Annotated in this window: 24 protein-coding genes; 14 read left to right on the top strand and 10 right to left on the bottom strand. The window is 38.5% G+C overall.

The window, feature by feature from the left end; all coding sequences use genetic code 11:
• Nucleotides 1-57 precede the first annotated feature (57 nt).
• Nucleotides 58-3,621 (bottom strand): leucine--tRNA ligase, encoded by a 3,564-nt coding sequence (locus tag H0W62_09980; protein MBA3648859.1) that lies wholly within the window; start codon nt 3,619-3,621, stop codon nt 58-60.
• Nucleotides 3,622-3,866: 245 nt separating this feature from the next.
• On the opposite strand from H0W62_09980, the gene H0W62_09975 reads away from it, so the two are divergent.
• The 4 genes from H0W62_09975 to H0W62_09960 all read left to right on the top strand — a co-directional run bounded on the left by H0W62_09975 (nt 3,867) and on the right by H0W62_09960 (nt 7,814).
• Complete coding sequence (locus tag H0W62_09975; protein MBA3648858.1) at nt 3,867-4,676, top strand: cell division protein FtsX; 810 nt, start codon at nt 3,867-3,869, stop codon at nt 4,674-4,676.
• Nucleotides 4,677-4,717: 41 nt separating this feature from the next.
• On the top strand, nt 4,718-5,044 hold the full coding sequence (locus H0W62_09970; protein ID MBA3648857.1) for a DUF3098 domain-containing protein: 327 nt from the start codon (nt 4,718-4,720) through the stop codon (nt 5,042-5,044).
• A 225-nt stretch (nt 5,045-5,269) separates the two neighbouring features.
• The gene (locus H0W62_09965) at nt 5,270-6,703 is read left to right on the top strand and encodes an undecaprenyl-phosphate glucose phosphotransferase (GenBank protein ID MBA3648856.1); all 1,434 of its coding nucleotides are present in this window, start codon (nt 5,270-5,272) and stop codon (nt 6,701-6,703) included.
• Nucleotides 6,704-6,788: 85 nt separating this feature from the next.
• Nucleotides 6,789-7,814 carry a Gfo/Idh/MocA family oxidoreductase gene (locus tag H0W62_09960; protein ID MBA3648855.1) on the top strand — a complete coding sequence of 342 codons (1,026 nt, stop codon included), beginning with the start codon at nt 6,789-6,791 and terminating at the stop codon, nt 7,812-7,814.
• A 25-nt stretch (nt 7,815-7,839) separates the two neighbouring features.
• On the opposite strand, the gene H0W62_09955 is transcribed toward H0W62_09960, so the two are convergent.
• Together H0W62_09955 and murQ are read right to left on the bottom strand one after the other, a co-directional pair.
• Nucleotides 7,840-8,415, bottom strand: a complete 576-nt coding sequence (locus H0W62_09955; GenBank protein MBA3648854.1) for a hypothetical protein — start codon at nt 8,413-8,415, stop codon at nt 7,840-7,842.
• 88 nt (nt 8,416-8,503) lie between these two features.
• Nucleotides 8,504-9,334 carry an N-acetylmuramic acid 6-phosphate etherase gene (gene murQ, locus H0W62_09950; GenBank protein MBA3648853.1) on the bottom strand — a complete coding sequence of 277 codons (831 nt, stop codon included), beginning with the start codon at nt 9,332-9,334 and terminating at the stop codon, nt 8,504-8,506.
• A 404-nt stretch (nt 9,335-9,738) separates the two neighbouring features.
• On the opposite strand from murQ, the gene H0W62_09945 reads away from it, so the two are divergent.
• Nucleotides 9,739-11,346, top strand: coding sequence for a S41 family peptidase (locus tag H0W62_09945; GenBank protein ID MBA3648852.1), 1,608 nt, complete (start codon nt 9,739-9,741; stop codon nt 11,344-11,346).
• 96 nt (nt 11,347-11,442) lie between these two features.
• Here the strand turns inward: H0W62_09945 and H0W62_09940 are convergent, their stop codons facing one another.
• The 6 genes from H0W62_09940 to H0W62_09915 form a co-directional block, all read right to left on the bottom strand.
• Complete coding sequence (locus H0W62_09940) at nt 11,443-11,682, bottom strand: hypothetical protein (protein ID MBA3648851.1); 240 nt, start codon at nt 11,680-11,682, stop codon at nt 11,443-11,445.
• Between the two features lie 57 nt (nt 11,683-11,739).
• Nucleotides 11,740-13,044: a ribosome biogenesis GTPase Der gene (gene der, locus H0W62_09935; protein ID MBA3648850.1), complete on the bottom strand. Its 1,305-nt coding sequence runs from the start codon at nt 13,042-13,044 to the stop codon at nt 11,740-11,742.
• A gap of 44 nt (nt 13,045-13,088) precedes the next feature.
• Nucleotides 13,089-13,964 carry a GTPase Era gene (era, locus tag H0W62_09930; protein ID MBA3648849.1) on the bottom strand — a complete coding sequence of 292 codons (876 nt, stop codon included), beginning with the start codon at nt 13,962-13,964 and terminating at the stop codon, nt 13,089-13,091.
• An 84-nt stretch (nt 13,965-14,048) separates the two neighbouring features.
• On the bottom strand, nt 14,049-14,552 hold the full coding sequence (locus H0W62_09925; GenBank protein MBA3648848.1) for a hypothetical protein: 504 nt from the start codon (nt 14,550-14,552) through the stop codon (nt 14,049-14,051).
• 9 nt (nt 14,553-14,561) lie between these two features.
• Nucleotides 14,562-15,266 (bottom strand): ribonuclease Z, encoded by a 705-nt coding sequence (locus H0W62_09920; GenBank protein MBA3648847.1) that lies wholly within the window; start codon nt 15,264-15,266, stop codon nt 14,562-14,564.
• Nucleotides 15,267-15,494: 228 nt separating this feature from the next.
• Nucleotides 15,495-18,482, bottom strand: coding sequence for a T9SS type A sorting domain-containing protein (locus H0W62_09915; GenBank protein MBA3648846.1), 2,988 nt, complete (start codon nt 18,480-18,482; stop codon nt 15,495-15,497).
• Between the two features lie 276 nt (nt 18,483-18,758).
• On the opposite strand from H0W62_09915, the gene H0W62_09910 reads away from it, so the two are divergent.
• The 9 genes from H0W62_09910 (at nt 18,759) to H0W62_09870 (ending at nt 25,965) form a co-directional block, all read left to right on the top strand.
• Complete coding sequence (locus H0W62_09910) at nt 18,759-19,070, top strand: type II toxin-antitoxin system HigB family toxin (protein MBA3648845.1); 312 nt, start codon at nt 18,759-18,761, stop codon at nt 19,068-19,070.
• On the top strand, nt 19,054-19,413 hold the full coding sequence (locus H0W62_09905; protein MBA3648844.1) for a transcriptional regulator: 360 nt from the start codon (nt 19,054-19,056) through the stop codon (nt 19,411-19,413). Before H0W62_09910 ends, H0W62_09905 begins: the two co-directional genes overlap by 17 nt.
• Nucleotides 19,414-19,600: 187 nt before the next feature.
• Nucleotides 19,601-20,014 carry a DNA mismatch endonuclease Vsr gene (gene vsr / locus H0W62_09900; GenBank protein MBA3648843.1) on the top strand — a complete coding sequence of 138 codons (414 nt, stop codon included), beginning with the start codon at nt 19,601-19,603 and terminating at the stop codon, nt 20,012-20,014.
• A gap of 58 nt (nt 20,015-20,072) precedes the next feature.
• Nucleotides 20,073-20,291, top strand: coding sequence for a helix-turn-helix transcriptional regulator (locus H0W62_09895; GenBank protein ID MBA3648842.1), 219 nt, complete (start codon nt 20,073-20,075; stop codon nt 20,289-20,291).
• A gap of 17 nt (nt 20,292-20,308) precedes the next feature.
• Entirely contained in the window at nt 20,309-21,871 is a 1,563-nt protein-coding gene (locus H0W62_09890) for a DNA cytosine methyltransferase (GenBank protein ID MBA3648841.1), read from the top strand.
• 114 nt (nt 21,872-21,985) lie between these two features.
• The gene (locus H0W62_09885; protein MBA3648840.1) at nt 21,986-22,219 is read left to right on the top strand and encodes a hypothetical protein; all 234 of its coding nucleotides are present in this window, start codon (nt 21,986-21,988) and stop codon (nt 22,217-22,219) included.
• 2 nt (nt 22,220-22,221) lie between these two features.
• Entirely contained in the window at nt 22,222-24,228 is a 2,007-nt protein-coding gene (locus H0W62_09880; protein MBA3648839.1) for a hypothetical protein, read from the top strand.
• Nucleotides 24,182-25,195: a hypothetical protein gene (locus tag H0W62_09875; GenBank protein ID MBA3648838.1), complete on the top strand. Its 1,014-nt coding sequence runs from the start codon at nt 24,182-24,184 to the stop codon at nt 25,193-25,195. Before H0W62_09880 ends, H0W62_09875 begins: the two co-directional genes overlap by 47 nt.
• Nucleotides 25,192-25,965, top strand: coding sequence for a hypothetical protein (locus H0W62_09870; GenBank protein MBA3648837.1), 774 nt, complete (start codon nt 25,192-25,194; stop codon nt 25,963-25,965). The genes H0W62_09875 and H0W62_09870 overlap by 4 nt, the downstream gene beginning before the upstream one ends.
• 129 nt (nt 25,966-26,094) lie before the next feature.
• Here the strand turns inward: H0W62_09870 and H0W62_09865 are convergent, their stop codons facing one another.
• Nucleotides 26,095-26,757 (bottom strand): hypothetical protein, encoded by a 663-nt coding sequence (locus H0W62_09865; GenBank protein ID MBA3648836.1) that lies wholly within the window; start codon nt 26,755-26,757, stop codon nt 26,095-26,097.
• Nucleotides 26,758-26,773 lie beyond the last annotated feature (16 nt).

Raw genomic sequence — 26,773 nt, 5'->3', positions numbered from 1 at the left:
GTTTGAAGAATCCCTATCAACTAAAGCCTCAATATGGGTTTATCGTCGCCTCACAGTTCAGACCACCACATTGATCATTTTTCCTTTTATATAAATTATTTTTTTTGGTGATTTACCATCAAAGTATTTCTTAAGGTCACTTATCTGAAGCACTTCTTTTTCCACTTCTGCCGAGGATAAATCGAGTGAAAGGATTAACCTGATCCGGGTTTTTCCGTTTATGGCTACCGGATATTCAAAAGTTTTCTCAACCAACAATAATTCATCGTATTGAGGAAAAGAAGCTTGGATAATAGACTCTTTATAATCCATTTTTTCCCACAGGTATTCTGTTAAAAAAGGAGCGAAAGGAGAAAGAATAATCAGCAATGGTTCCAGTATTTCCTGTTTATGGCAATTGCGTTCCGTCAATTCATTCACACAAATCATAAATGAACTTACTGAAGTGTTGAAGGATAAACGATCAATATCTTCACCTGTTTTTTTTATGGTACGATGAAGAATTTTTAATTCCTCATTAGTTGCCTTGTCATGATTAACCGTCCAGTTGCCGTTGCTGTCACAAAATAATTTCCAGAATTTTTTTAGGAAGCGGGAAACTCCGTCAATGCCTTTCGTATCCCAGGGTTTATTTTGCTCCAAAGGACCAAGAAACATTTCATACATCCGAAAGCAATCGGCACCATAATCTTTTAAGACATCATCGGGATTGACGACGTTGCCATACCTTTTAGACATTTTCTCAACTGCATTGCCACAAAGATATTTTCCATCATCTTTTATAAATGCGGAATTACCAAATTCAAAAGTTTCCTTTTTAATAGCTTCAGTATTCAATTCATTTCCATTCACATATTTTACATTTACACGTTTAGGTGTTATCAAAAAATGTTGATCTTCCAGTACATCTTCAATATCAACATAGCCTGGAAATTGCGAGTTAATGATAGAAAGTAAAGTTTTGGGATCTATTTTTTGTGTTCGATATTTTTCGTAAAGACTTGAGGATATATAAATCTCATTGGATTTCTCTACTACTACGGACACTGTGTTTAATGTACCTATTGGTTTTATTTCATATATAAATTTAGATACCCCCTGTATCTTACCCTGATTAACCAATTTCTTTGCAGGCTCATCAAAAGGAATCCATCCTCTATCGAATAAAAATTTTGTCCAGAAGCGGAAATAAAACAGATGACCGGTTGCATGCTCATCACCACCTAAATAGAGATCAATGTTCTGCCAGTAATCAACAGCTTCTTTGGATGCGAACCGATCAGGGTAGCCGGGATCTTCGTAGCGCAAATAATACCAGCTGCTGCCTGCCCAGCCGGGCATGGTGGTGGTTTCAAGAGGGTAGGCACCCTCCAAATCTTCCTTGTGGGTAGGAATATTCCCTTCTCCTTTGGAGAAGGGTTGGGGAGGAGATTCTTGAGATGCCTGTTTTGTTCTTTCAATCCCCATTTCTGGGTGAGGGTCCCGAAGCGCCTGTTCAATCCTTTCAATCACCTTTCTTGTATTATCAATAACTTCAGCATTCCAAAAACGCAATACATGGTACCCGTATTCCATTAATCTTTGTGTGCGGTAATCGTCATGATCTTGTTGCTGCTTATGAACTTCACCATCCAGCTCTATAACCAATTTTTTTTCCAGGCTTACAAAATCAACAATAAAATTTTCAATCACATGCTGTCGTCTGAATCGAACTCCTAATTTTTTATTTCGAAGTGCTCCCCATAAAATCATCTCTGCGGGGGTAGCCTCTCTTCTTAATTCATTAGCATTATTTTTATGCCTAAACCATGTTTGCTCATCGGCAGTCATGTAGCCAGGCTTCCTTACTTCATTTTCATCGCTAGTTCTTTCTATGTTTTTTACCTCACGCAAGTCCTCTCCCAGGGAGAGGACTTGCGTGCGCGCATGCCTGCTATCTTCCTCATCTAAGGAAAGGTGAGACGGCGGTGAGTAGGTCCAATCCTTTGCCCTTGCCAATGGTGGTTCGCCGGTTTCAGTGGGAAGATATTTATCTACCTCAGGCAAAATGACTGGTAAATCATCTTCATCAACAGTATAGGGAATTCCCTCTTCGTCATAGTAAATAGGAATAGGTTCTCCCCAATAGCGTTGCCTTCCGAAAATGGCATCGCGCATTTTGTAATTTATTTTGCGTTTACCTATTCCCTCATCCACAATGAAGTTTATCACTTGAACTTTTGCAACTACGGGGGAATTGCCATTAAACATTTCAGAATTTACTAAGTGTCCGGCTGAATAGAATTCTTCATATGCCTCCTTATTGACATTTCCTCCTGAAATAACTTCTATTATAGGGCTGTGCCTCAACTGCTCCATTAAATCCTTTTCAAAATGTTTTGCGAAGTTCCAGTCCCGCTGGTCGTGGGCAGGAACGGCCATCAATGCGCCCGTGCCGTAGCCGGCAAGGACATACTCTGCAATCCAGACAGGAATGTTTCTTTTCGTGAAAGGATGTACTGCATATGCGCCGGTGAATTGACCCGTTATTTTTTTTACATCCGCCATGCGGTCTCGCTCGCTGCGGTTTTTTGCATAGTTCACATACTCATCAACTGCATTTTTATATTCCGGAGTAGTAATCTTTTCAATAAGCTCATGTTCCGGAGCCAGGGCGAGATACGATACTCCAAAAATAGTATCGGGTCTTGTGGTAAACACTTCAATTTTAAGATTTGAAGTTCCGCCATGAACCTTTGAATCTTCAACCTGAAACGCGATGGTGCAGCCTGCGCTTTTTCCAATCCAATTTTTTTGGGTTTCCTTTATAGAATCACTCCAATCTAGTTTTTCCAAGGCCGATAATAGCCGTTCAGCATAAGCAGTGATGCGAAGGCTCCACTGCTTCATTATTTTTCTTATCACAGGATAACCACCTCGTTCGCTTCCGCCATCCTTTACTTCATCGTTGGCAAGAACAGTTCCCAAAGCCGGACACCAGTTTACCCAGGAGTCTGCTATGTAGGCAAGACGATAGTTCAGCAGGATAACAGATTTTACTTTTTCAGAAAATCCTTTCCAATCATCTGCTGAAAAAATATTTACTTCATTGCAAGCCGCATGAACATTTTTATTTCCCGAATTTTCAAATTCATTGATAAGAACGTCAATGCCCTCTGCCCGGTCTGTTTTATTATTATACCACGAATGAAAGAGTTGTATAAAAATCCATTGGGTCCATTTATAAAATTCAGGATCACTGGTTCGTATTTCGCGACTCCAATCATAAGAAAGTCCTAGTTTATCGAGCTGTTCACGAAATGTTTTAATATTTGTTTCGGTAGTAATTGCAGGATGTTGGCCGGTTTGAATGGCATACTGCTCCGCAGGAAGTCCAAAAGAATCGTATCCCATTGGATGCAATACATTAAACCCCTTCAATCGCTTATACCGGGAAATAATATCAGACGCAATATACCCGAGAGGATGACCCACATGAAGCCCTGCTCCTGAAGGATATGGAAACATATCCAGCACATAATATTTTGGTCTGGAAGGATCGGAGTTTACCCGGAATACATCCTGTGCCTTCCAGATTTCTTTCACCCTTTTTTCAACTTCGAAAAAATCAATTTCCTTCATTACTATTACATCTAAATGTCTGCAAAACTAATATATGGCCGATGGATTGACGAACTGCTATTAAACAAGTAATTGATATTAAAAAATGGTTACGGTCTGCAATTCTCTGGCGGTATACGATGAAGCCATCGAACGAAATTCCAAAAAAGGATTTTTTATTTTCGCACGGAAATCTTAAGATGGCTGATATTCATAATATTCAAACCAGGCGACGTTTCAAGCCGTCGCATTTCTATATTATTTTCATGACGGCATTAGTATTATTTATGCTTGGAATAGCTGCTTTTCTATTTGTTCAAGGCACAAAACTCACGAACGAGTTCAAAGAAAATCTTGAATTTACTGTAATTATTAAAGACAATACGAGCGAAAAGATAATTATTGACTTAGAGAAAAAACTACAGGAACAGCCATGGGTAAAAAGTGCTGATTATATTTCAAAACAGCAGGCAGCCAAAATTTTTATGCAGGATAATGAGGAAAATTTTAAAGATCTGCTTAGCTACAACCCGCTTTTTGCCTCTATTAATTTAAAGCTTAATGCAGATTACACAAGCCAGGATAGTATTGATGTAATTGAAAACCGGGTGATGTCAAATCCTGCTGCCGGCGAATTTTATTATGAGCGTAAACTGGTATCGGTAATAAATGATCACCTTCGGAAAATTGGCTGGATCATGAGCGCCATAAGTTTACTGTTCCTGATAATTGCCATATCTCTTATAGATGGTACTATACGACTTTCTATGTTTTCCAATCGATTCCTGATACGTAGCATGCAATTAGTAGGAGCTACGAGAAGCTTTGTTACCTGGCCGTTTATCAAACGAAGCCTCATCGATGGCTTTATTGCTTCTGTAGTTGCCATTCTTGCTCTTTTATCAGTTTTAAATTTTTCATTAAAACAGATTCCTGATTTAAATGTGCTGAACGACATCAAAGTAACATTCGGTGTTTTGGCAGGTATTATGGTTGCCGGATTACTTTTTTCTTTGATAAGCACCCGTTTTGCTATCGGCAAATACCTCAGAATGAACCTGGATGAGCTTTATTAAAAGTTGAAGGAACCAACTATCTTTGCTTTTCACATTTTATTATGGCGAAAACTCAAACATCTCCGCTCCCTAAGCAATCCACCATTATCCGTTCAAAAAAAACTGTAAATCCAATTTCATCCCAACGGAATTTGGTTCAGCATGTTTTTCTGTTTAACCGTGAAAACTATATCGTTTTGGGTATTGGCTTAGCCTTATTAATTGTTGGCTATTTATTAATGGCAGGGGGAAATCAACCTCCTGATAAGTGGGATCCTAATGTTATTTATAGCTTCAGAAGAATTACGCTTTCTACTATTGTGGTACTATCGGGATTTGTTGTTATTATTTTTTCAATTTTCTGGAAAAGAAAATTTTTGAAATATTGAGTGTTTATAATCTTTCTCGCCGTTAAAATAACACTTGCTGAGTTTAAATAGTGGATCGGTCTAAGAAATTAAACTGTTACTGGTTATCTATGTGAAACCATATGGCTCGCAACTGAACGTCACTCTTTCCTGTGTTCTCAAATTAAAATTGATAGTTGGAAGAATGTAGCTCCCTTATCAGATAAACAATATCTGTCTGTTATTATTACCTTGAAATAATTACTTTTGGCGCTTGTCAAAAGTCAGCTTAGCTCATTTTTCCAATTAATGCTCCGGGAAAAATTTCGAATTTATTCACTGATTAATCTTTTAGGAGATCTTACCCTGCTTCTTTTTTCCTTTCTGGTAGGTTATCTTCTCATCTGGGGCCACTTCAAGCCAAATTTTAAGGATTTTTTTTTCAAGGTATCGTTTGCCCTTATTGGCAGCTGGCTGGTTGTATCTTATTTTTTAAAACTCTATTCACCACAGCGCTTTGAGCAATTTGAAAAATCTTTTACAAAACACTTTCAATCAATTGCTTTTCACGCCATGGTTCTTTCTATGGTGGTACTGCTGTTAAAAAATTTTTCCATATCCCGCATTCTCTTCGTTTACGGTTATTTCTTTTTTCTAATATTTGATTCATTGCTCCGATTAGGCCTTATGTATTTGCTGAAGCAGGAACGACAGTCGGGAAGAAACACTTTTAAAGTAGTGGTTTTCGGAGGCGATCAAATGGGGAAGCGGATGTTTGATACTTTGAATGAGTATACCGGTTATGGCTTTAAACCTCTTGGAATTTTTGATGATAAGCTTCCGGTAGATTCACAATACAACCTCGACGGTAGTATAGAAGACGGGAAGCGTTTTTCACTCGAAAAAAAGATAGATGAAATTTTTTGTGCTTTACCATTAAGAGAACGGGATAAGATAAATGACCTCATGCGTTTTGCTGAAGATAATCTCATTCGTTTTAAAGTGGTGCCTGATTTCAGCGCTTTTCAGAACAGGATGATCACCGTCGATTTTTATGGCTTCTATCCTGTAATATCCATACGGCCGGAGCCTCTGGGTGAAATATTTAACAGGATGGTTAAGCGGGGTTTCGATATCGTTTTTTCACTGATGGTAACGCTGCTTCTGCTTAGCTGGATCATCCCCCTTATAGGATATCTTATTAAACTGGATTCTAAGGGTCCCATATTCTACCTGCAAAACCGATCCGGCAGAAATTATCAGACTTTTCAATGTTTCAAATTCCGGACTATGACCGTTACGCAGGGTGATAATGAATTCGTGCAAGCCACTAAGGACGATGTTCGGATTACACGAGTGGGAAAATACCTGCGTAAATTTAATATCGATGAATTGCCGCAGTTTTTAAACGTATTGAAAGGCCAAATGAGTGTAGTAGGTCCGCGTCCGCACCCGATTAAGCTGAATGAAATTTACCGCCCGATAGTCGAGAAATATATGGTGCGCCATTTAGCCAAACCAGGCATAACAGGATTAGCACAAGTGCGAGGTTTCCGGGGTGAAACGACCGATCCGGAATTAATGCATCAGCGGGTGCTTGCAGATGTCTTTTATATTGAAAACTGGAGCTTTCTGCTGGATATTAAAATCATTTTGCTTACTGTATGGAATATGGTGAAAGGTGAGAAAAACGCCTATTAAACGTTCCGGGTCTTTTATTTCAACTACGCACTCATAATGACATTCAGAAACGGCTGGCGCGGTACATATTCCAAATGATTTTGAGATGAATCGAAAAATAGGCTTTACGATAGTTGGATTTGGGCATATTGGGAGACGTCATGCTCAAATGATTTTGGAACATCCAAACGCACAGCTTCTGGGCGTTGCAGATATCAATCCACTTTGTGCAGAAGTAGCTCAAGATGATTTTCACACACCATTTTATAATTCGACTGAGGATTTACTAAAAGCCGAATTACAACCCGATGTAGTCTGCATTTGCACGCCTAATGGCCTGCACACAAAGCTTGCTATTTCCGCTTTGGAAAAAGGATGCAATGTAGTAATTGAAAAGCCGATGGGATTGAGCAAAGCTGACTGTGAGGAAGTGATTTTTAAATCACTTCAGATGTCCAAACAGGTCTTTTGTGTGATGCAGAACCGGTATAGTCCTCCGGCAAAATGGCTCAAAAGTTTAATCAATGAAAAAAGGCTGGGAAAAATTTACACCGTGCAGGTGAATTGTTATTGGAACAGGGATGAGCGTTACTATAAAAAAAATTCGTGGAAGGGATCTAAAGAATTGGATGGCGGCCCGCTTTTTACACAGTTCAGTCACTTTGTGGATATGATGTACTGGCTCTTTGGAGATATCCGGGATATTCAGGCGCGATTCGAAAATAATAATCATCAGCAAAGCACTCAGTTTTTAGACGACTCAGGGCTGGTGAGCTTTCATTTTTTAAACGGGGGAATGGGCTGCTTCAACTATTCCACCTCAGTGTGGGATACTAACCTGGAAAGCAGCATGACCATAATAGGCGAGCATGGAAGTGTGAAAGTAGGAGGGCAATACATGGAAAAGGTAGAGTACTGCCATATCCGCAATTATACTATGCCGGAGCTTCCACCATCAAACCCTCCGAATGACTACGGCGGATATAAAGGGAGTGCTGCGAACCATCATTTTGTAATAGAAAATGTGGTAGATGTTTTACTGGGAAATTCAACTATAAGCACCAATGCCTTAGAAGGCATGAAAGTAGTTGAGATTATAGAACGAATTTATGGCGTCGGGAAAAGTAAATAAAACTTAAAGCTGATGTCTTATAAAGTTATGAGGCAGATTCCTGCAGCATCCTGTTTTCAATAAGATGCGGAAAGTGGTATGGCTTAATAACACGCCAGTTTATTTGATTCCACTGATCTCCGAAAAGAATAAAGTTTTGCAGTCTCAGCCGGCGCATCTGATCCAGAACATGGTCCCGAAAGTTAATGAGTGCTATCCAGCCACCTTCATCGCGGATATCCTCATACCATTCTTCATAATAACAATCATCGCTTTCATGAAAATTCAGAACATTCTCACCAATCAGGACAAATTTATTGATGCCATGACCAATAAAAATGTCCATTACTTCCCGCTTCAAAAACATTACATCGTTACTGATTGCATCATTCCATTCTCCTATAAGCTCTATGATTACGAAATGGTGTTCATAATCTGCAAATAAAACTTTCATATATAAGGTGGGAGAGCCGAAATTATCCCACTGTGGATGAATAAAGAAATTATATATGGTGTTGGTGAATTCAAACTCACTGTATTCCTTTCCATAGAACGGCGATGATTTATCTTCTTCAGAAACGTAAAAGTCCAGCCAGTTATAATATGGTTCTATGTTATGCATTTTTTTTAACTACAAATTACCGGTTACATACTGTATGGTAAACCGATAATTAAAATTACAAAAGGATTTTAAGCTGACCGTGTACGAACTATTTTTTTTTATTGCGCTGGTGAACCTGCAATACTTTCCTTACGCTGCCATACTCCAGCAAAATTGCACGTGCACGTCTATAATCCCATGCAAACTCCCGGGTAAGCATTTTTGTTCCCCGGTCAATAAGCTTTTCATTACTTAGTTGCATGTCTACCATTTTGTTGTCTAATACTTTTCCCATTTGTATCATTACTGATGTGCTGATCATGTTTAAAACAAGCTTTTGGGCTGTGCCCGCCTTCATGCGTGTGCTGCCAGATATAAATTCAGGACCTACCACAACTTCAACTGGAAAATCAGCAATGGATGCGAGTGCAGTTTGCGTATTGCAGGTTATGCAGCCTGTAACAATTCCATGCTCCCTGCATTTTTTAATGGAACCTGTTACATACGGAGTACTTCCGGAAGCCGTGATTCCAATTACTATATCCAGGCATGAAATTTCATATTCCTGCAAATCTTTCCATCCCTGGTTTTCATCATCTTCAGCAAATTCAACTGCTTTACGAATTGCTCCATCACCACCTGCAATCAATCCTACTACCCATCCGTATGGCACACCGAAAGTGGGCGGACACTCAGATGCATCCACTATTCCTAACCGCCCACTGGTTCCGCTCCCGATATAAAAGAGGCGCCCTGAATTTTTCATTTTTTGCAGGACAGCTTCTACCAGCTTTTCAATTTGCGGAATTGCTTTTTCCACTGCTTCCGGCACTGTCTTATCTTCACTATTAATGCTGATCAGTAGCTCCTGAATACTCATTTCTTCAAGGTTATGATACCGGGAGCCTGACTCAGTTATTTTTTTTATATCTGGTTGCATAATCTTTTTTCTTGATCAAAATCAACAAGCTAACAAAGAATCAGATTAAAACTTTCTGACCAGTCAGAAAAAACAATAGCCAAAATGTATCTGCGTTTTCTAATAATCATTATACATATTTAATCATTTTAAATTTCACATATAAAAATCTACTTCACATTTGCTCTATTGCTGATATTCTCCCTTTCAATGTTTTTTCTCAAATTCAAAAGGGAGCAAGTTTGCTAAGCCGGCACCCTGAATTTTAATTACGACCTTTTGTGTTGTAGGTTATCTCTGTTGTAAAAAAGAGGACTCACTAAGCTCATCCATTTTTAAGTGCTCGCTTTCACATTCAATTGATTTAATCAGTCCAAAACTTATCGGAAATTATATTGTTTCTTTGCCGGAATTTTTTGTAATAAATGAATGGAAAATTTTCTATCTGGCTTCCGGTAATTATGGCCATTATACTTATAGCCGGAATACAAATTGGATTACTTCTCAGCAGCCATCAGGAAATGGCACTCACCCCAAATAAGCGTACAGGTGAACTTAACGAAGTGCTAAGCTATGTTCAGGCAAAATATGTAGACACTATCAACGTAAGTAATCTGGAAGACGGCGCAATTGATAAAGTTTTAGAGAACCTTGACCCTCACTCTACCTTTATTCCTGCCAGTGAGCTGAAAGATGTAAACTCAGAACTTGAAGGAAACTTCGAAGGAATAGGCATAGAATTTTATATCGTCAATGATACCATTATGGTGGTATCCACTGTATCCGGCGGGCCGGCTGAATCCTCAGGTATTTTTTCAGGAGATAAGATCATAAAGATCAATGACACCACTTTTGCAGGCAAAAAGGTGCAGGACCTGGATGTGATCCATCATCTGCGGGGTTCAAAAGGAAGCAAAGTGACCATTGCGGTGCTCCGAAAGGGGAATAAGTCGTTGATGGATTTTACCATTACAAGGGATAAAATTCCTATGTATAGTATTGATGCATCATATATGATTGATGATAAAACCGGCTTTATAAAAATTAACCGCTTCAGCGAAACAACTTATAACGAATTTATTAGTGCAATTAAAAAATTAAAGCAGCAGGGCATGAGCAGCCTGGTAATTGACCTGCGACAGAATGGGGGAGGATTACTAAATGCTGCAACAGATATAATTGATGAGCTGTTAGATCAGCAAAAGCTGATGGTCTATACCAAAGGACGTGTGTATTCCCGCACTGATTATAAGACGAGAGTTCTGGGCCAGTTCGAGGAAGGTGCTTTAGCGATTTTGGTTGACGAAGGTTCTGCATCTGCAAGCGAAATTGTTACAGGCGCTGTTCAGGACTGGGACCGTGGTGTGGTGGTGGGCCGTCGTTCGTTCGGAAAAGGTTTAGTGCAGGAACAATATGCCCTTAGTGATGGATCGGCGCTTCGCTTAACAGTTGCCCACTATTATACACCATCCGGTCGCTGTATTCAGAAACCTTATAATCATGATCTGGATGCATACTATAATGAAGTGCGTGACAGATTTCATAACGGTGAATTGTCAAATAAAGACAGTATACACCTGAATGATACTATGAAGTATTATACGTCTAAAGGGAGAGTGGTATATGGAGGAGGTGGAATTACTCCTGATATTTTTGTTCCGCTCGACACTACCAATAACTCCAATCACTTTTTAAACAAAGCTTTCAGCCAGGGGTTGATACAGCAATTTTCATATGATTATTATCAAAATCATCCTTCCCTGCTAAGCTCTTATTCCTCATTAACTCAATTCAGAAAAAATTTTTCCGTTGATGATAATATCTATGGAGCGTTTCTCGCTTTTGCGGGAAAAAATAACATTTCATCAACTGCAATGGAGCAGGCAAGCGCTCAGCCATATATAACTATCCGTATAAAAGCCTTTTTGGCAAGAGAAAAATTTAATGCAGATGCATTTTATGCTGTTATCAATGACAGTGATCCTGTATTGCAAAAGGCAGTAGAGGCAATCAATCAAAGCATACTGCCTTAACAGCAATTATAGTCTCAAAATAAAAACCCCTCCATTAAGGAAGGGTTAATTAATTTAAAAATCTGCGGAACTAAAGTGCACGGTATCGGCACTATTCTACTTCATCTTATGCTTCATGGTATCGTTTCTGTTCATCATTGTGTCATTCATGTCATTCATCATATGTCTTGCAGTATCCATTCCGGTATTTGTTGATGAATTTACTGAATCCATAGCCTCGTTCATCATGCTATTTACCTGGGTTGAATCCGTCATTTCAGCTTTATGAGTTGTTGTATTACATGCGGTGAAAGAAAATGCCGCAGAGGCAAAGAGAGCAAAAAATATTTGTTTCATTGGGATGTTAATTTTTTAAGGTTTAAAATTGCGGGGCAAATATAGAAATGTTTTTTACTATCCTTTTCTAAAAAATTGATTGATTGGTACGCCGGTCAGTCTGAAGTGAATCCTTAATTGATTTTCCAGGTATTGCCTGTACGAGTTTTGAATATCGTTTGGGAAATTTGTATAAAAAATAAAGGTAGGGCTGGAGGCAGGAACCTGCTCCACTTTACTGATCTCTAAAAACCGGCCGCGAATAGTGGGATGGCGAAATTCAGATATAGCTTTTATTATACAATCATTCAGCTCCTGGTCATCAACCTTTCTCTTCCTGTTTTCATGAACCGTTAATGCTATTTCAATCACCTTGAAAATCCTTTGCTTTTCAATTACGGATGTGAAAATAACAGGCACATCCTTAAAGGGTGCTATCTTATTGCGAATTTCATCTTCAACTTTCTTCATTGAATTTGTTTCTTTTTCAACAAGATCCCATTTATTAATAACCAGCACCACACCTTTTCTCTTTTTTTCGATCATCCCTAAAATATTGAGATCCTGTTTTTCGACTGAGGTTTGCGCATCAATCATCAGGATGCAAACGTCTGCCTCATCAATCGCCTTTACTGCTCTTATAACGGAATAAAATTCGAGGTCCTCATTTACTTTAGCCTTTTTCCGGATACCGGCAGTGTCTATCAGAATGAATTCTTTTTGAAATAGCTTATAGTGTGAATGAATGGCATCACGTGTGGTGCCCGCAATATCTGTAACGATGTTGCGCTCATAACCCATCAGCGCATTAACAAGCGATGATTTACCAACATTGGGCTGACCTATAATTGAAAACTTCGGAAGATATTCTGATAAATCGTGAGCTGGCTCTTCAATCATAGGAATAATATCATCGAGCAACTCGCCTGTACCGCTGCCGCTTATACTTGAGACAAAATGAATCTTTTCAAAGCCAAGCTTATAAAATTCATTGGCAGCATATTGCCGCTGGATATTATCCACCTTATTTACTACCAGAATTATCTTTTTTTTGTTTTTGCGCAGCAGTTTTGCAATGTCGACTTCCAGGTCAGTGATACCAACCGTTACATCTGCAATAAATAAGATTACAGTGGCTTCTTCCATCGCCACTAATACCTGTTTTTTAATCTCTATCTCAAATTTATCTTCCGTGTGAGACACCAATCCTCCTGTATCAATTACGTTAAACGATTTTCCTCCCCAATCACCAATGCCGTAAATCCGGTCACGGGTTACTCCGCTGGTATCATCAATAATAGCCTTACGGCTCCCAATCAGCCTGTTAAAGAGTGTTGACTTACCAACATTTGGACGGCCTACAATTGCAACGGTGTTGTTCATTTCATATCTCCTTTCATTCAGGTAAGTGAAAGCTCATCCCTGATTTAATACCCATAATATTTTAATGCTTTTTCATCATTTCGCCAGCCGGGGTTGACCTTGACAGTTAATCCAAGAAAAATTTTTTTATTCAGAAATGATTCAATATCCTTCCTTGCTTCTATGCCCAGTTGTTTTATTGACTGGCCGTTCCTGCCCAGTATGATACCTTTCTGAGAGTCACGCTCCACTATAATCTCGGCCCGTATTTTTATGATGTTAATTTCATCTTTCCATTCCTGTATTATTACTTCCGAAGAATAGGGTACTTCCTGCTGAAACTGCTGGAATATTTTTTCACGTATAGTCTCTGAAACAATAAATCGTTCAGAACGATCGGTCAGCTCATCCGATGTATAATATGCATGATGCTCCGGCAGCTTTTTAATAATAGTATCAAGCAACTTATCAATATTTTGTTTAAGCAGGGCGGAGATGGAAATAACAGAGGCATCCGGAAACTGTTTTTTCGCTGCCTCTTCCAAGACCTGCAACTGTTCCTTTTTTACCGCATCACTCTTATTTAATGCAATAATTTTTGGCAGATTGATTTTCCTTAACCGTTCCGCGAGCTCAATGATACTTTCCAGATTTTTTGTTGCATCAGCCATCACCAGCAAAATATCAGCATCTTTCAGCGATTCCTCCACAGTTTTCATCATGTTCCGGTGCAGCTCATATTTGCTATCGATAAGCCCGGGTGTATCGGAAAAGACAATTTGAAAATTTTCTCCGGATAAAATTCCCCGGATGCGATGCCGTGTAGTTTGTGCTTTTGCTGTTATAATTGAAATTTTTTCTCCTACAAAAGCATTGAGCAATGTGGATTTGCCGGAATTGGGTTTTCCAATTATTGAAACAAACCCGGCGTGAAATGGCATGCGTAATATTTATTTAAAATAGCTGATTCGGGATCTTCCGAAAATACAGCTATATACATTAATAAATTATTGAGAGATCATTTCTTATTTCGGTTTTGCAATCTGAAGCAGGTTCAGCAAACCGATATCATCCGGGGTTATTATTATGCTTTCACTATCTGAAGTATGCAGTAGAATTTTATTTCTTCTTTGTGAAGCATACTGAGTAATCTTCCCCAGACTGCTGCTATAATACCTGCCATAATAGCCAAAGAGACCTCCCACGCCGAAGATGCGGATCATTTTTGTTTCTGCACTTTCAAGAAGGCGAGCCTCTGTAATATCGGCAATCCGGATTCTGCGTTCTTTTGCCGGTCCCTTAATAACCAGCTCTCCATTTTCCACAATGTATTTTTCTGTGCTGTACAGGTAACTTCCAATGATAATGACCAGAAACAAAAATATTATTATCACGGAATACAGTGATATATTACTGACCATATTTTTGTCCTGGCTGCGAACACTTCCATATCCCAGTATTATAAAAAGTAAAATTGTTCCCGCAGTAATCATTCTTGACAGAGTATCCAGTGAAGCCCTATATTCCATGATTGATGCTTAAAGGTTTTTTTTAACCAAAAACCTGGGCTGATCTGCAACCAGCGGAATCACATTATCAATTTTATTTTTTTCGGGATTACAATGGTAACCATGGATTTGATGATCCTCTAAATGCTCCATAAGAACAGGGTAATGTGTGTGACATGGATCTTTATCAAAGGTTATATCGTGAAAGACAATAGCACCGGTTATTTTATTCTTCTTTAGTTTTTGGAAAATGAAATTACCATCGCCAATATCTCCGGAATATGCTATTACATCATTGCCTTCACGAAAATAATAACCATACGTTTGATAATTTTTAACATGCAACCCATAGGTATCTATCGCCTGCACATTACCTGTATCTTTTATAGAAACCCAGTCAACATATTTATCCGTATCGATCAGTGCCACCGAAAGAAAATCGCTTATCTGCCTTCTGTACTTTTTAGCAGGGTAAATAATTTTCATTTTTTCTCCCGGATTGCTGATTAAATTATAATGCAACAGCACATTGGCCAGGCTGCCGGTATGGTCATTGTGAAGATGCGTTAGCAGGATATAATCAATTTCATTAAAAAGGTTGTGCTCTTTTAACTTAGCATACACAGTAAACCCACAATCGACCAGGTAAGCCTTTCCATTACTGCGAACGAGCGCAGCGGCATTTCCATATTCGGGATCAAAGGCGCCGCCAGTACCTAAAAATTGAATTTTCATGGTGCAATTTAGTTAATACCATGCTACTTATATCTTGCGTGCGTACATATAGTGGACCTATTCATAAAGGAGGACAATGAGCTTATTGTCCCTTAATTGATTGCATTTGCATACAGATTCTATATCTGCTGAGAAATTAAAGATTAAGCTTACTCACTGCATCAACTGTAAAAAAATACCGCCGAAGCGTTTAGCCCCGGCGGCATGATTGCCCTGAAAACTATATCGTTATTTTTTTCCGGATGCCACTATAAATTCTTTACGCTGTATTTCCTTTCCACACCGGACCGCCACGATATAAACTCCATCTTTAATGCCGGTATTTAAAATTATATCGTCTGAAAAAAGAGCACCATCCGCCATCTTTTCTGCACTGTACAGCACTGCACCCAAAAGGTTGGTGATCTGCAGCAAACAAGGTTCAGATGATGGAGCGCTGAATACCACCTGCACGTGAATTTGATTTAATGCCGGGTTTGGATAAATCTGCATATTTTCCTGCAATATTCCATTTCCGAAATCCGGTTCTAAACCATCTTTACAATTTGAAGTGATACTCACAGCATCTGCAGTGGATGAGCATCCATTATTATCCGTTACTGTATAGGTATAGTCGGCGGGTTTAATGGCAACATAGGTGAGAAGTGTGGCGCCTGAAATAATTACTCCGTTTTTCAGCCACTGATATTTGTAGCCTGTTCCCGTTTTGGCCTGCAGTATAGTTGATCCTCCCAAACAAAGATTCAAAGGGCCATCAATACTAATCTTTGCAGATGGTAATTTATCAACCGTTATAGTGCTTGCATCTGAGGTTTTTGTACAGGAATGGTTATCACTTATTATAACGCGGTAATTTCCATTTTCTGTTGGATAGTATGTCTTGGCCGTGGCACCAGGTATGTTTGTTCCCGTTCTCTGCCATTGATAAGAATACCCGGACTGGGTGCTTAAATACGTAGGAGAAGTTCCATCGCAAAACTCCTTCGGGCCATTCACCGTAACATTTGGATCTCCAGGGGTCCATACTGTAACAGCTATTGCAGGAGAAGTTCCCTCGCAGTTATTATCATTTTTCACGGTAACGGTATAAGATCCCTCGTCATCTATTTCTACAGTTTGTCCATGCTTTCCATCCGACCATTCATAACTCTCATATACTTTTCCTGCATCGAGTGTTACACTTTCATTATAACAAAATGAGGTTGGTCCATTGGCGGTAATTACAGGCTTTGGTAATGGATCAACCGTAATCGTTTCCTCATCAGAGTTGCTTTGACAACCGTTCTTATCGGTAATGGTGAGCCAGTAATCACCACTGGTGGTAACCGTTATCGACTGGGTTGTCATTCCATTGTTCCATAAAACTTCATAATCAGAAAGATCAAAGCTTGGACTGAGTTTGGCACTTCCACCTTTACAAAATTCCTTCTTCCCTGAAGTAAGGTTTATGTGAGGTGCCTTAGGAAGTGGATTGGTATGAATAAAAACGGTATCTCCTACGGCATAACCGAATTGATCGGTGTAAGCTCTTACCGTATAGAGGCCTGAATCGCGCACCCAGATCTTTTGGGATGTCGCACCTGTTGACCACTTATAGTTAATGTATTGTGAGCCGGCATCCAACTGAAGGCTATCACCTTCGCAAAAAGTTTTTGAGCCGGTTACTTTAATTTTTAATGCAGCAGGCGGTGGATCGGGAACACTGTTGGAAGTAATATGCGTAATAGAATATGGCTTCAATGTAAGGGTAGCAGATGAGAGATTTCCGGATACATCATTTACCTGTGATTCTTTTGCGGGATAGGAAAGGGGATCCGCATCATAGCGATCGTAAGTACCGCCCTTTGGAAAGATATCAGTGGTAGTCAGATTATAAGTCTTATCTGAAAGGTTCAGGATAACGGCATCAGAGGAATTGCTGTTGGAGAAGTGAAATCCGAAAAGGGCAGGATAGCTGATACTAACACCGTCTTCATCCTTAAAGGTGACGGAGGGTGAGGTGCCGAAGTATAGCGGTGCTGTATAGCTATTTTTATCCATAGCAACGCCCATTACCTTCATGGCGATACCAGCAGCAGTGAGGTCCCATGGAGTGGTGCTCTGTGGATTGGGCGGCGATATATAATCATTATCATCGTTCGAAAAATTGAGGCCGCTTACGCTTTCAAAATAGGTACCGTGTACTGCATTGCCATTCATGTCATGGCACTCTATCATCTTAATCCTTGCATCCTGCAGGAACTGCATACTGTAGCTTGCAATGAAAAGGGCATGACTCCAGGAGCCGTGAACAGGCTTCTTCGCATCATCCAGGTTATATTCTGTTATCCAGGCTTCATTCCCCTTTTTTAAGATGCTTAAATCTTTTGAATATAAAATGTTCCAGGCATCAAAGGGCCGCCATAGAAATTCGGCAATATCAGATGAAAGATATTTACCGGGGTTTTTACAATTGGGGTTTTCTCCTGCATAATAACAATGGTAGGTAATGGCATCTTCACCTTTCAGTGTGGTAGCCACCAGCTCATCCCAGGTTTCCCGGCGGTCCTCACCAGTCTTGTTAAAAGTGCCCTGGGCTGCAATTTTAGCATTCGGAAAATAACGCCGGATAGAATCGATCCAGACGGTGCAGGTATCGCCATAGGCATTTGCAGTGGGAAATTCTTTTATAAGCAAGGCAGAATCTCCATCACCTTCGCCATTATTAGTACCAAGGATGTAGAACTCATTACCCAGCTCTATATAAGTAACATCCATGCCTATGGATTGGGCGTGCTTCAGCATCTTAATCTGGTCACTGACGGTGGATGTCATCATGTTAAGATCGTAGACCGTAGTGGCATGGCAGCTGTCGAGTGTTTTCTTGAAGTTCTCAAGCGTATTAGGCTGAGGTGTAAGGTCCTTATATTTTTGAGGCAGGTCTTTCCGGTCAATAAACCACCCGCTTTTCCAGTCCCACCAGTTGGCAATGCTGCCGCCCGGGTAGCGGATTGTCTTTGGTTTCAGCAATGGGATGTGCTTCATCAGGTCGGGCTCGTTCCACCACTCACCGCTGTGAGTGGTGTTCATTCCATTATAGCCGACGTAATCAAGAGATAAGGGTTGCCTGACTCCGAGGGTAAGCTGTATATTTTGTGCGGAAGCGGCAGTTTTCAGAAGGGTTAAGAATAAGCATACACGTAGTGCATGCCTAAAAAATGGGTGTTTTTTTAGCATGGCGTTGGGTTAGTACTTAAAGACTATTGTAGAATTTCTTCCCCGCGAAAGAAGCAAAACCTATTTTGCCATACAAAAGAAAAATGTGGAAAACCGGATAATCTTATAAAAAAAAGTGATACGTGGAATTAAGTCCATGATATAATTTAAAACTTACTTTTCGTAATGTATGTAACTGTAATACAGTTTGCTGAAAAATAGAAGACAATATAATTTTATGAAATTTTGAGGACATCGTTCCCAAATTGGTTACATTCTGTATATTTGTACGAGGCGATGAGAGTAATAGCTATTAAATCCATTAAGCTTTATACAGAAAAGAAAAGGGAAGCAGAACAGTCTCTATTTTCATGGTATGATGAAGCACGTTTGGCTCACTGGAAAAATCACAATGAACTAAAGCAACAGGTGGGCAATGCTTCTGTAATCGGCAAAAAAAGGGCGGTGTTTAATATTCATGGCAATAAGTACAGGCTCATTGTTGATATTGAATACCGGTTACAAATTATTTTTATAGTATGGCTTGGTACACATGAAGAGTATAATAAAATTGATGCAAAAACTATTGCGTATGTTAAAACTCATTAAAACAAAAAAAGATCATGAAGCTGCGCTTGAGCGCATTTATGAACTGATGCAAAAGAATCTGAGAGCGGATTCTCCTCTTTCAGATGAAATGGAAGCACTTTCTATACTGGCAGAAGCCTATGAAGCAAAGAACTATCCTATTCCCCCTCCAAATCCTATTGAGGCAATTAAATTTCGTCTCGATCAAATGGGAATTGACGAAAAAGAGCTAAATAAAATATTGGGCGGGCGCAGTCGCAAATCCGAAATATTACGGGGCAAGCGCAAACTATCCCTTACTATGATAAGAGAACTTCATGAAAAGCTGAAAATACCTGCTGAGACCCTCATTTCAATTTATTAACGATGATGAAGACTCTCTCATTGCGGTTTGCACTCATCACAGACAAACCAGATTGTGACAGGTGATAAATCATGCTTGCATTGAATGTTTATGAAGGAATTAAATTGTATTTCTCTTGCCGATTTTCGGAAGCTATATAAGAGATTATAAGCATGGAGGAGTTTATCTTTTGAAAGCCCTGATAAAGATGGATGTGCACGATAAGAGAACCCGCAGCTTTAACATGTCTCGTATTCGCTCTAAGAATACGAAGCCTGAATTAATTGTCAGAAGCTTTCTTCACAAAAATGGTTTTCGGTTTCGGCTGCATGATAAAAAGCTACCAGGCAAGCCGGATATAGTTTTAAAGAAATACAGAACGGTGATTTTTGTTCATGGATGTTTTTGGCATGGACATAAGGGATGCAAATATTTTGTGGTTCCAAAGACAAGAACAGAATGGTGGTTGCAAAAGATAAATAGAAATAGAGAGGTAGATAAGGGTGTTTTGAAAAAGCTTCAAAAAGAAAATTGGAAAATTATAAATATTTGGGAGTGCGCTTTCAAAGCTGGAAAATCTGCAAAAACACTAAAGAAACTAACCCAAGAATTTATTAAATAACTCAAAAGTTCACTTATTTCCGATTGACTTATAGTCGAATGACGGATAGCTTGCGGGCATGGATATCCGCAAGAAGATTGGGCTTCGCATCAAAGAACTCAGGCAAGAATTAAAACTCACTCAGGAATCACTTGCATTCAAAGCAGAAGTTGACAAAACCTATCTCAATGAAGTTGAGAATGGTAAACGAAATGTCTCGGTAATTAATCTTGAAAAGATTATTACAGCTCTTGATACTTCGATCCAAGAATTTTTTAATACTGCTTCTTTCAAATAGGCCTCAAAAAAAGCAGAATGATGCCTATTAAAGTCATTGACATTTTTGCAGGTCCCGGGGGATTAGGTGAAGGGTTCTCTTCATTGGTTGATGAAAATGAAAATCCACTATTTAAAGTTGCTTTGTCTATTGAGAAAGAAAAATGGGCATACGACACGCTTTTATTGAGAAGTTTTTATCGACAGTATAAAAAATCAGAGGTACCGGATGATTATTATAGTCATTTAAGAGGAGAGATTTCGCGTCAAGAGTTATTTGCAAGGCATCATTATGAATTTATTAGAGCTTCCAAGGAAGCATGGCAAGCAACTCTTGGTGAAACTTCTGAAGAAGAAATCGATGAACGAATCAAAACTGCATTAGACGGAGCGGAACCATGGGTTCTTATTGGTGGTCCACCTTGTCAGGCATATTCACTTGTTGGCCGCGCTCGCAGGGGAGAAACGAAAGGATTGAACAAAGAGGATGAAAGAGTTTATTTGTACAGAGAATATTTCAGAATCCTAGCGGTGCATAATCCTCATCTCTTTGTCATGGAAAACGTAAAGGGACTATTGTCCTCTAAGATTGATGATGAATTAATTTTTAAGCAACTAATACTCGACCTTCAAAATCCATTTGAAGCATACTCAAAATTAAAAGGCAAAAAAAATATTACGTTCGTCTGTCCTGGTTACAAAATTTTCTCTCTTGTCTCATCACGGCGAAATAAACAACTGCAATTGTTTGATGTGCCACAATTCAATTCATTCGATTTTGTAATTCGCGCAGAAGAGTATGGTATTCCACAGGCAAGGCATCGAGTTATTCTTTTGGGAGTAAGAAATGATTTGTCAATCAATGACATTCCCCTCCTTATAAAGGAACCTTCAGTTCCGTTGAAAGTTGTTATCGATGGTTTACCGAGAATCCGTAGTACAATTTCAAAAGCGAAAGACTCTAAGACCTTATGGGTGAAGAATCTGAAAGCGCTCAAGAAGCAGCTCAAGGAATTGAAAATTGAAAGAGCGGTGAAAAAGGAGATTAATAAAGTTCTCAAGGAGCTCAAACCACCCAAATACGATAATGGAAAAGAGTTTATTAGATTCTCACCATTTGTTTCTTATAAGCCCGATTGGTTTTTGGATAAAAGAATACTTGGTGTAGTAAATCATTCTTCAAGGGGACATATCATTAAAGACCTTTACCGGTACCTTTTTAGCTCATGTTACACCGTAATTCATAAAGTCTCTCCAAGGTTATACGATTTTCCAATTCAACTTTTACCTGTACATCAAAATGTTAATAAGGCAATTCAATACGGAACATTTGTTGATCGATTCAAAGTTCAATTACCTTACAAGCCCTCAAATACTATTACCAGTCATATCTCAAAAGATAGTCATTATTACATACACCCTGATCCTTCCCAATGCCGTAGCTTCAGTGTGAGGGAAGCTGCAAGAATTCAAACATTTCCGGACAATTACTTTTTCTGTGGGCAGAGGACTGCACAATACATTCAAGTGGGAAATGCGGTTCCTCCACTTCTTGCCATCAAAATAGCTACGATTGTTTATAAAACCGTAAATAATTACTAAAATTCCGTTATATTATGTATATAGTTTAACAATATAGTCCAAGAACCGCATAAATATTTTTCAATAGAATAAGAAAGTTTGAATATATTTGAATAATTAAGTTAAAATTTAGCAATGACTGATAAATCGGAAAGAAGAAAAAGATTTGAAAATGTAGCAGGAAAACGAGTACAGGCCCTGCTTGATAAATTAGATTCACTTTCCAATTGCTCAAATAAAAACAACTATGAGTACACAGATGTCGATGTGAGGAAAATGTTTTTAGCTATCCGAGAGAGAGTCAAGATTGCTGAAGCAAGTTTTCACGATCAACTCAATAAGAAGTCGAAGAACATTTTTAAATTTTAAGTATGAAAAACATTGAGCTCAAAGGTCAGAGCGGAACTGCTGGTTCAGACAACATTCCTGGAAGAATCAAAGACTTGGGTGAACATAATATTGCTTTGTTAATTCGTGAGGATATTCAAAACAAACTCGATGTTCCATTTGATGTAAGGGAACCTGTAGAAGTAACTTATGAACTGTCCGAAATGTCCAAAGCTTCAGTTGACAGATTCATTCGGCGCATGGGGGATGAATATTTTGAAAACTATTTCAAAAAATCTTATAAGAATACCAAGTATCAGGATGCAAAAGAATTGATGCAGAATGGAATCAAATTATTGGCTCGAAAGAAGAAATGGTTTTCGCTGCAAATAATTGAAAAGAATTGCAAAGGACTTGTGGGAGATGAAAAACCACTTGATGATGAAAAGTCGAACTTCAATGCGCTGATGAGAATAATAAATTCAAGCGAAAAGGATAGTTCAGTTCAAGGGGGTACATGGGGTAAGGGAAGTTCTATTTATACTTTTATTTCAGGGGTATGGTTTTTTTTCGCATACTCAGTTTTATCGCAGAAATGGAAGTCTACTACGAAGAGATTTCTAGGAAGAGGCGTGTTCTCGCCATTTTATAATAACAAAGAAGATTTTAAATACTCTGGTCAATCATTTTATTGTCGCGTAGAGAATGGAACAGCTTCCGATGCATTGCCTTTTGTGAATGATGACGCTGACAGAGAAGCAGATTTATTTGAATTGAATTCCAGGGAAAATTCTGAATATGGAACTACGCTTTTTATTCCGGGATTCTGTCCTGTAATTGAAGACTATTCGCTTGAAGGTATGATTCAAGAATTCAGAGATGAAATTTTAAAGAACTGGTTTATCCCAATTTTTCACAATAGACTAAAATGTCAGATTACGACCAGTGGCGAAACGATTACGATTGACAGAAACTATTTGTTTAATGTGCCAGAACTGAAATATAAACTAAAACTATTACAGTGGCGTGATGACGGGTATCCTGAAAGTGAAGGATTTAAAATGGAAAAGATCAGCATTGATTTGCCGAAATTAAGTGACGCATATCGATCAGAGAAAAATCAATCTGCATGGCATAATAAAACATCTGTTGCAATTGATTTGGCTGTAAGAATTCTTAATAAAGAAGAATTTAAGGATTTCAAGGACACATGGAAAACCAGCGATACAGTAGCGCTCGCAAGAAACAATGGAATGATAGTAAGTTATTATCAGGGGGAAGCACTAACAGAACTTGTAAATGATCAAGTGAAAACTGAAAGTATTCTGTTTGCAGGTGTTCTTTCCAGAACTGAAAAGAATCAGCAGGCAAGAGAACACATGGATTTATTTCTTGCATACTCAGAAAATCCAGCACACAACACGTGGTGCTCTACAAAGGAAGAAATATCAATTTGTCATTTGGAAAGATTCGATTTGAAAAACCCAACAAATCGAGTGCGGCAAATCAAAAACAAAATTCTTGAGGGACTTAAAAAAATATTCATAAAGACTGAACCGATTCCACCGAATAAAGACATCTGTAAAATGTTTAAGCTTCTTGGGGGATTGAAAACAAAAGGAGATACTCCGATTTCTAAAGCAAAATATCAGGCGAACATTTTAGAAAGCTATTTTGATGATCATGATCGCTACGTTGTCAAAATGAAACTTATTTCTAAATGGCGGGATGAACTTGCTTTATCGTTCCAATCGGCACTTAATACTCTTGAAGGCGAAGAGAAAGTAAGTTTTGAATTACTACAAATCCTACGCATTCCCGAATTTGCTCATTTGCAAATATTCAATGAAAATTTTCTTCTTATCGAGGAAGGTAGTTCACCTTCGATAACAATTCTTCCAGAAGAAACCAAGGAAATAATTATTAGAACATGTTCAATACAAAATCGATCTGAATACAAAAATCTTTCCCCATTGATAAAACTTTCTGAAAAGACCACTTTAAATGAGCATCAATACAATTCCAATTCCGTCTTACAGGCGCAAGAATAATCTTGTAAGACATTCTATTAAAATCGTGTTTGATGGAACTGACATCGAACAATCTTTTGGTCCAGCTTACGATATTGATTTGTACAATCTTGAAGTTGGAGCAAAAATCATTATACCGCGTATCGAAACGAAGCTACTCAAAATCATTCTGTCGTTTGATTGGGAACAAGGGAGAAACTTAAGTGATGTTAAAGATCTTTTGGCAAAAATTGAAAACCCCATGGAAGAAGCTCACTTACGCATTCAGCTTTATTCACCATTTTCAAAATTTTGTCTCGATCAGAAAGTCATCAATCTGCAAGATATATCTATCAAGAATGAAACTGAATTTCTTGTCGATCTCAGTAAAGTATTTGGAAGTCTCATCATTGAGTATTGTATCGCAAGAGACTCAGCAGTAAAAGGGGATTACTTTGACATTGCAGAGAAACCACTTTCCATCCTCAGTGCAAGTAAAGAAATTGAAATAATAATTGATGACATTGAAACAGAAAGAACACAGAAGAACTTTCTTCCAATAAGCCCCGACGATACAGGTCAATTTTTGTTTAAGATTTCTGGACTTGATAATACCGGATCAGAGTTGCCGGAAATTCATTACCACCAAGATTTTGATAACCACTTTAAGCAAGACGATTTACTTTGTGTCGATACGGCCTTTATGTTCTCTTTTCTTTCGTTTGCCGATAACTACCTAAAGTGGTTGCTCTTTAAAAGCATATACGATGATCAAAACAAACGATACACAGCATTGATAGATTTCATCTCTGAGTTAGTGGAAGTTCGATCAATAGAGTTAAGAGAGATCATTATTAATAAACCTGAAGCTGAAGATTTAATTGAGATATATCTCAACTACTCAAAAAAACTTTTTGAAAATTTTCAAATCAAAAAAAAGTTCAAATACAAAAAGCATTTGAAAAGTTTGATTGAAAAAGAAAAAAGAATCAAAATTTTAAATCGATGAAACACTACTCTGATAAGCGAGAGTTTTACAATTTCTATCTGCGTCCTACAGAAGGAATTGAATTCTCAGAGAGACTTAAATTTCTTGTAACTTTTAAACAAGAAGAGTTTAATAAGCAATTAAAAAATTTGGGATTTCACGAAGAAGGAATTGGCTCTGATGAATTTATAGACGCAGTTGAAAAAGCGAAAGTAGAAATGAAAGCTGTAATGAAAAGTTTTAAGGGAGGCGATAGAAGCAGGATTGATTTTGAATTTGCTCTGATTCTACATCGCAACCTGTCCATTGATAGATACCTTTTATCCAATTGGGGGTTTTGGAGATGGCTAAACATGAATTTCTTTCTTGAAGAAACAAGATGGCGCTATGATTTCAAAAAATCCGGTTCTAATTTGTTTAGGTATGCAAAAATCATTTTTGATCATTTGGTTGATAACACCGGTATTATGATTTACAGATGCTGGTTTCTTGGAGAGAGACTCTCTGAAGAAGATTCAAAGTATGAGCTGCTACAAAAAATTAATGAAAAAGCAAAGGCAGGTAGGCCGGGAGGTTTTGGAAATTATATTTTGAACTTAGTTGATACGAGATTAATCAGTCCCCGTGATCATGTTTCTAAAATTCTTGGAAAACTTCTTTTTACAGAAAAAAAGATTCACGATAATGATGATGTTCGTGACTGTTTCAAAAAATATAATTGTTACAAAAATCGATTACTATCAAATGCTGGAGAGCATATTTTTAGAGAGGAAATTGTCAATATAAAATAATGCTACAAAAATAGAATGGTAACCAGGATCGACGTAAATCCGTCGGTTTACCGATACCTGCCTAAGTATAGTGAGATAAGCGGGAAGAACCCCAAATAAAAAAAACCTGTGGAGCCACAGGTTTTTAAGTTAATGCTTAAGTGTATCGTCCAATCCGGCCCTTTTAGTTTTCAGATCTTCAAGCGCTTGTTTCTTTTGATCAAGGTCCTCTTTTTTTGCCTGGATATCTTTCGTCTTATTGGCGATGCTGCTTTCAATATCTGCCTTCTTTGCTTCCAAAGCCTTTAAATCATCCATTAGATTGTCGTAGTCTTTTTGCAGGCTGTTTACCTCATCGAGCTGACTGGCAACATTAAGATCGGCTGAAAAAGCGCTCGCATCTTTTACAAAGGAGTTCAGGAACGTTTTAATATGCTCCGTGATCATGCTGTCACCTTCAGAATTCGTAAAATTATTGTACCCTTTAGATACTGCCATATACACAATGCTGGTGTTTTTGTTTTGTCCCGGCTCTACCTTAGTATAGATGTCCACCTTTTCCGGTGCTATTTCCGAAAGGGTAACTGCCTTGTAACTGGTAGCATTGTTACGCGTTTTGCCGCTTAGCCCGGAGTGCTTCAAACGCTGCTCCAGGGCATTTTCTGTAATATTAACCGGCTGGTCGATCGCTACCATCACGGCATTGCGGTTTTCTTTTTCAATACTGGTGGAAGTAACCGTTGCCTGCGAATAAGCACTGAAGGTTGCAAAGGAAAGGGAAGCGACTAGTAATAGTGATTTCAAGTTATTCATGATTTAAATTTATAAA

The sequence above is a fragment of the Chitinophagales bacterium genome, from assembly GCA_013816805.1.
Lineage (GTDB): Bacteria > Bacteroidota > Bacteroidia > Chitinophagales > UBA10324 > MGR-bin340.
The sequence above is the reverse complement of the archived record's forward strand: the minus strand, read 5'-3'. Positions and strand labels throughout refer to the sequence as shown.

Coding starts and splice junctions, on each gene's coding strand:
- H0W62_09980 (MBA3648859.1), bottom strand. CDS start 3,621: ATGAAGGAAATTGATTTTTTCGAAGTTGAAAAAAGGGTGAAAGAAATC.
- H0W62_09975 (MBA3648858.1), top strand. CDS start 3,867: ATGACGGCATTAGTATTATTTATGCTTGGAATAGCTGCTTTTCTATTT.
- H0W62_09970 (MBA3648857.1), top strand. CDS start 4,718: ATGGCGAAAACTCAAACATCTCCGCTCCCTAAGCAATCCACCATTATC.
- H0W62_09960 (MBA3648855.1), top strand. CDS start 6,789: ATGAATCGAAAAATAGGCTTTACGATAGTTGGATTTGGGCATATTGGG.
- H0W62_09955 (MBA3648854.1), bottom strand. CDS start 8,415: ATGCATAACATAGAACCATATTATAACTGGCTGGACTTTTACGTTTCT.
- murQ (MBA3648853.1), bottom strand. CDS start 9,334: ATGCAACCAGATATAAAAAAAATAACTGAGTCAGGCTCCCGGTATCAT.
- H0W62_09945 (MBA3648852.1), top strand. CDS start 9,739: ATGAATGGAAAATTTTCTATCTGGCTTCCGGTAATTATGGCCATTATA.
- H0W62_09940 (MBA3648851.1), bottom strand. CDS start 11,682: ATGAAACAAATATTTTTTGCTCTCTTTGCCTCTGCGGCATTTTCTTTC.
- der (MBA3648850.1), bottom strand. CDS start 13,044: ATGAACAACACCGTTGCAATTGTAGGCCGTCCAAATGTTGGTAAGTCA.
- era (MBA3648849.1), bottom strand. CDS start 13,964: ATGCCATTTCACGCCGGGTTTGTTTCAATAATTGGAAAACCCAATTCC.
- H0W62_09925 (MBA3648848.1), bottom strand. CDS start 14,552: ATGGAATATAGGGCTTCACTGGATACTCTGTCAAGAATGATTACTGCG.
- H0W62_09920 (MBA3648847.1), bottom strand. CDS start 15,266: ATGAAAATTCAATTTTTAGGTACTGGCGGCGCCTTTGATCCCGAATAT.
- H0W62_09915 (MBA3648846.1), bottom strand. CDS start 18,482: ATGCTAAAAAAACACCCATTTTTTAGGCATGCACTACGTGTATGCTTA.
- H0W62_09910 (MBA3648845.1), top strand. CDS start 18,759: ATGAGAGTAATAGCTATTAAATCCATTAAGCTTTATACAGAAAAGAAA.
- H0W62_09905 (MBA3648844.1), top strand. CDS start 19,054: ATGTTAAAACTCATTAAAACAAAAAAAGATCATGAAGCTGCGCTTGAG.
- vsr (MBA3648843.1), top strand. CDS start 19,601: ATGGATGTGCACGATAAGAGAACCCGCAGCTTTAACATGTCTCGTATT.
- H0W62_09895 (MBA3648842.1), top strand. CDS start 20,073: ATGGATATCCGCAAGAAGATTGGGCTTCGCATCAAAGAACTCAGGCAA.
- H0W62_09890 (MBA3648841.1), top strand. CDS start 20,309: ATGATGCCTATTAAAGTCATTGACATTTTTGCAGGTCCCGGGGGATTA.
- H0W62_09885 (MBA3648840.1), top strand. CDS start 21,986: ATGACTGATAAATCGGAAAGAAGAAAAAGATTTGAAAATGTAGCAGGA.
- H0W62_09880 (MBA3648839.1), top strand. CDS start 22,222: ATGAAAAACATTGAGCTCAAAGGTCAGAGCGGAACTGCTGGTTCAGAC.
- H0W62_09875 (MBA3648838.1), top strand. CDS start 24,182: ATGAGCATCAATACAATTCCAATTCCGTCTTACAGGCGCAAGAATAAT.
- H0W62_09870 (MBA3648837.1), top strand. CDS start 25,192: ATGAAACACTACTCTGATAAGCGAGAGTTTTACAATTTCTATCTGCGT.
- H0W62_09865 (MBA3648836.1), bottom strand. CDS start 26,757: ATGAATAACTTGAAATCACTATTACTAGTCGCTTCCCTTTCCTTTGCA.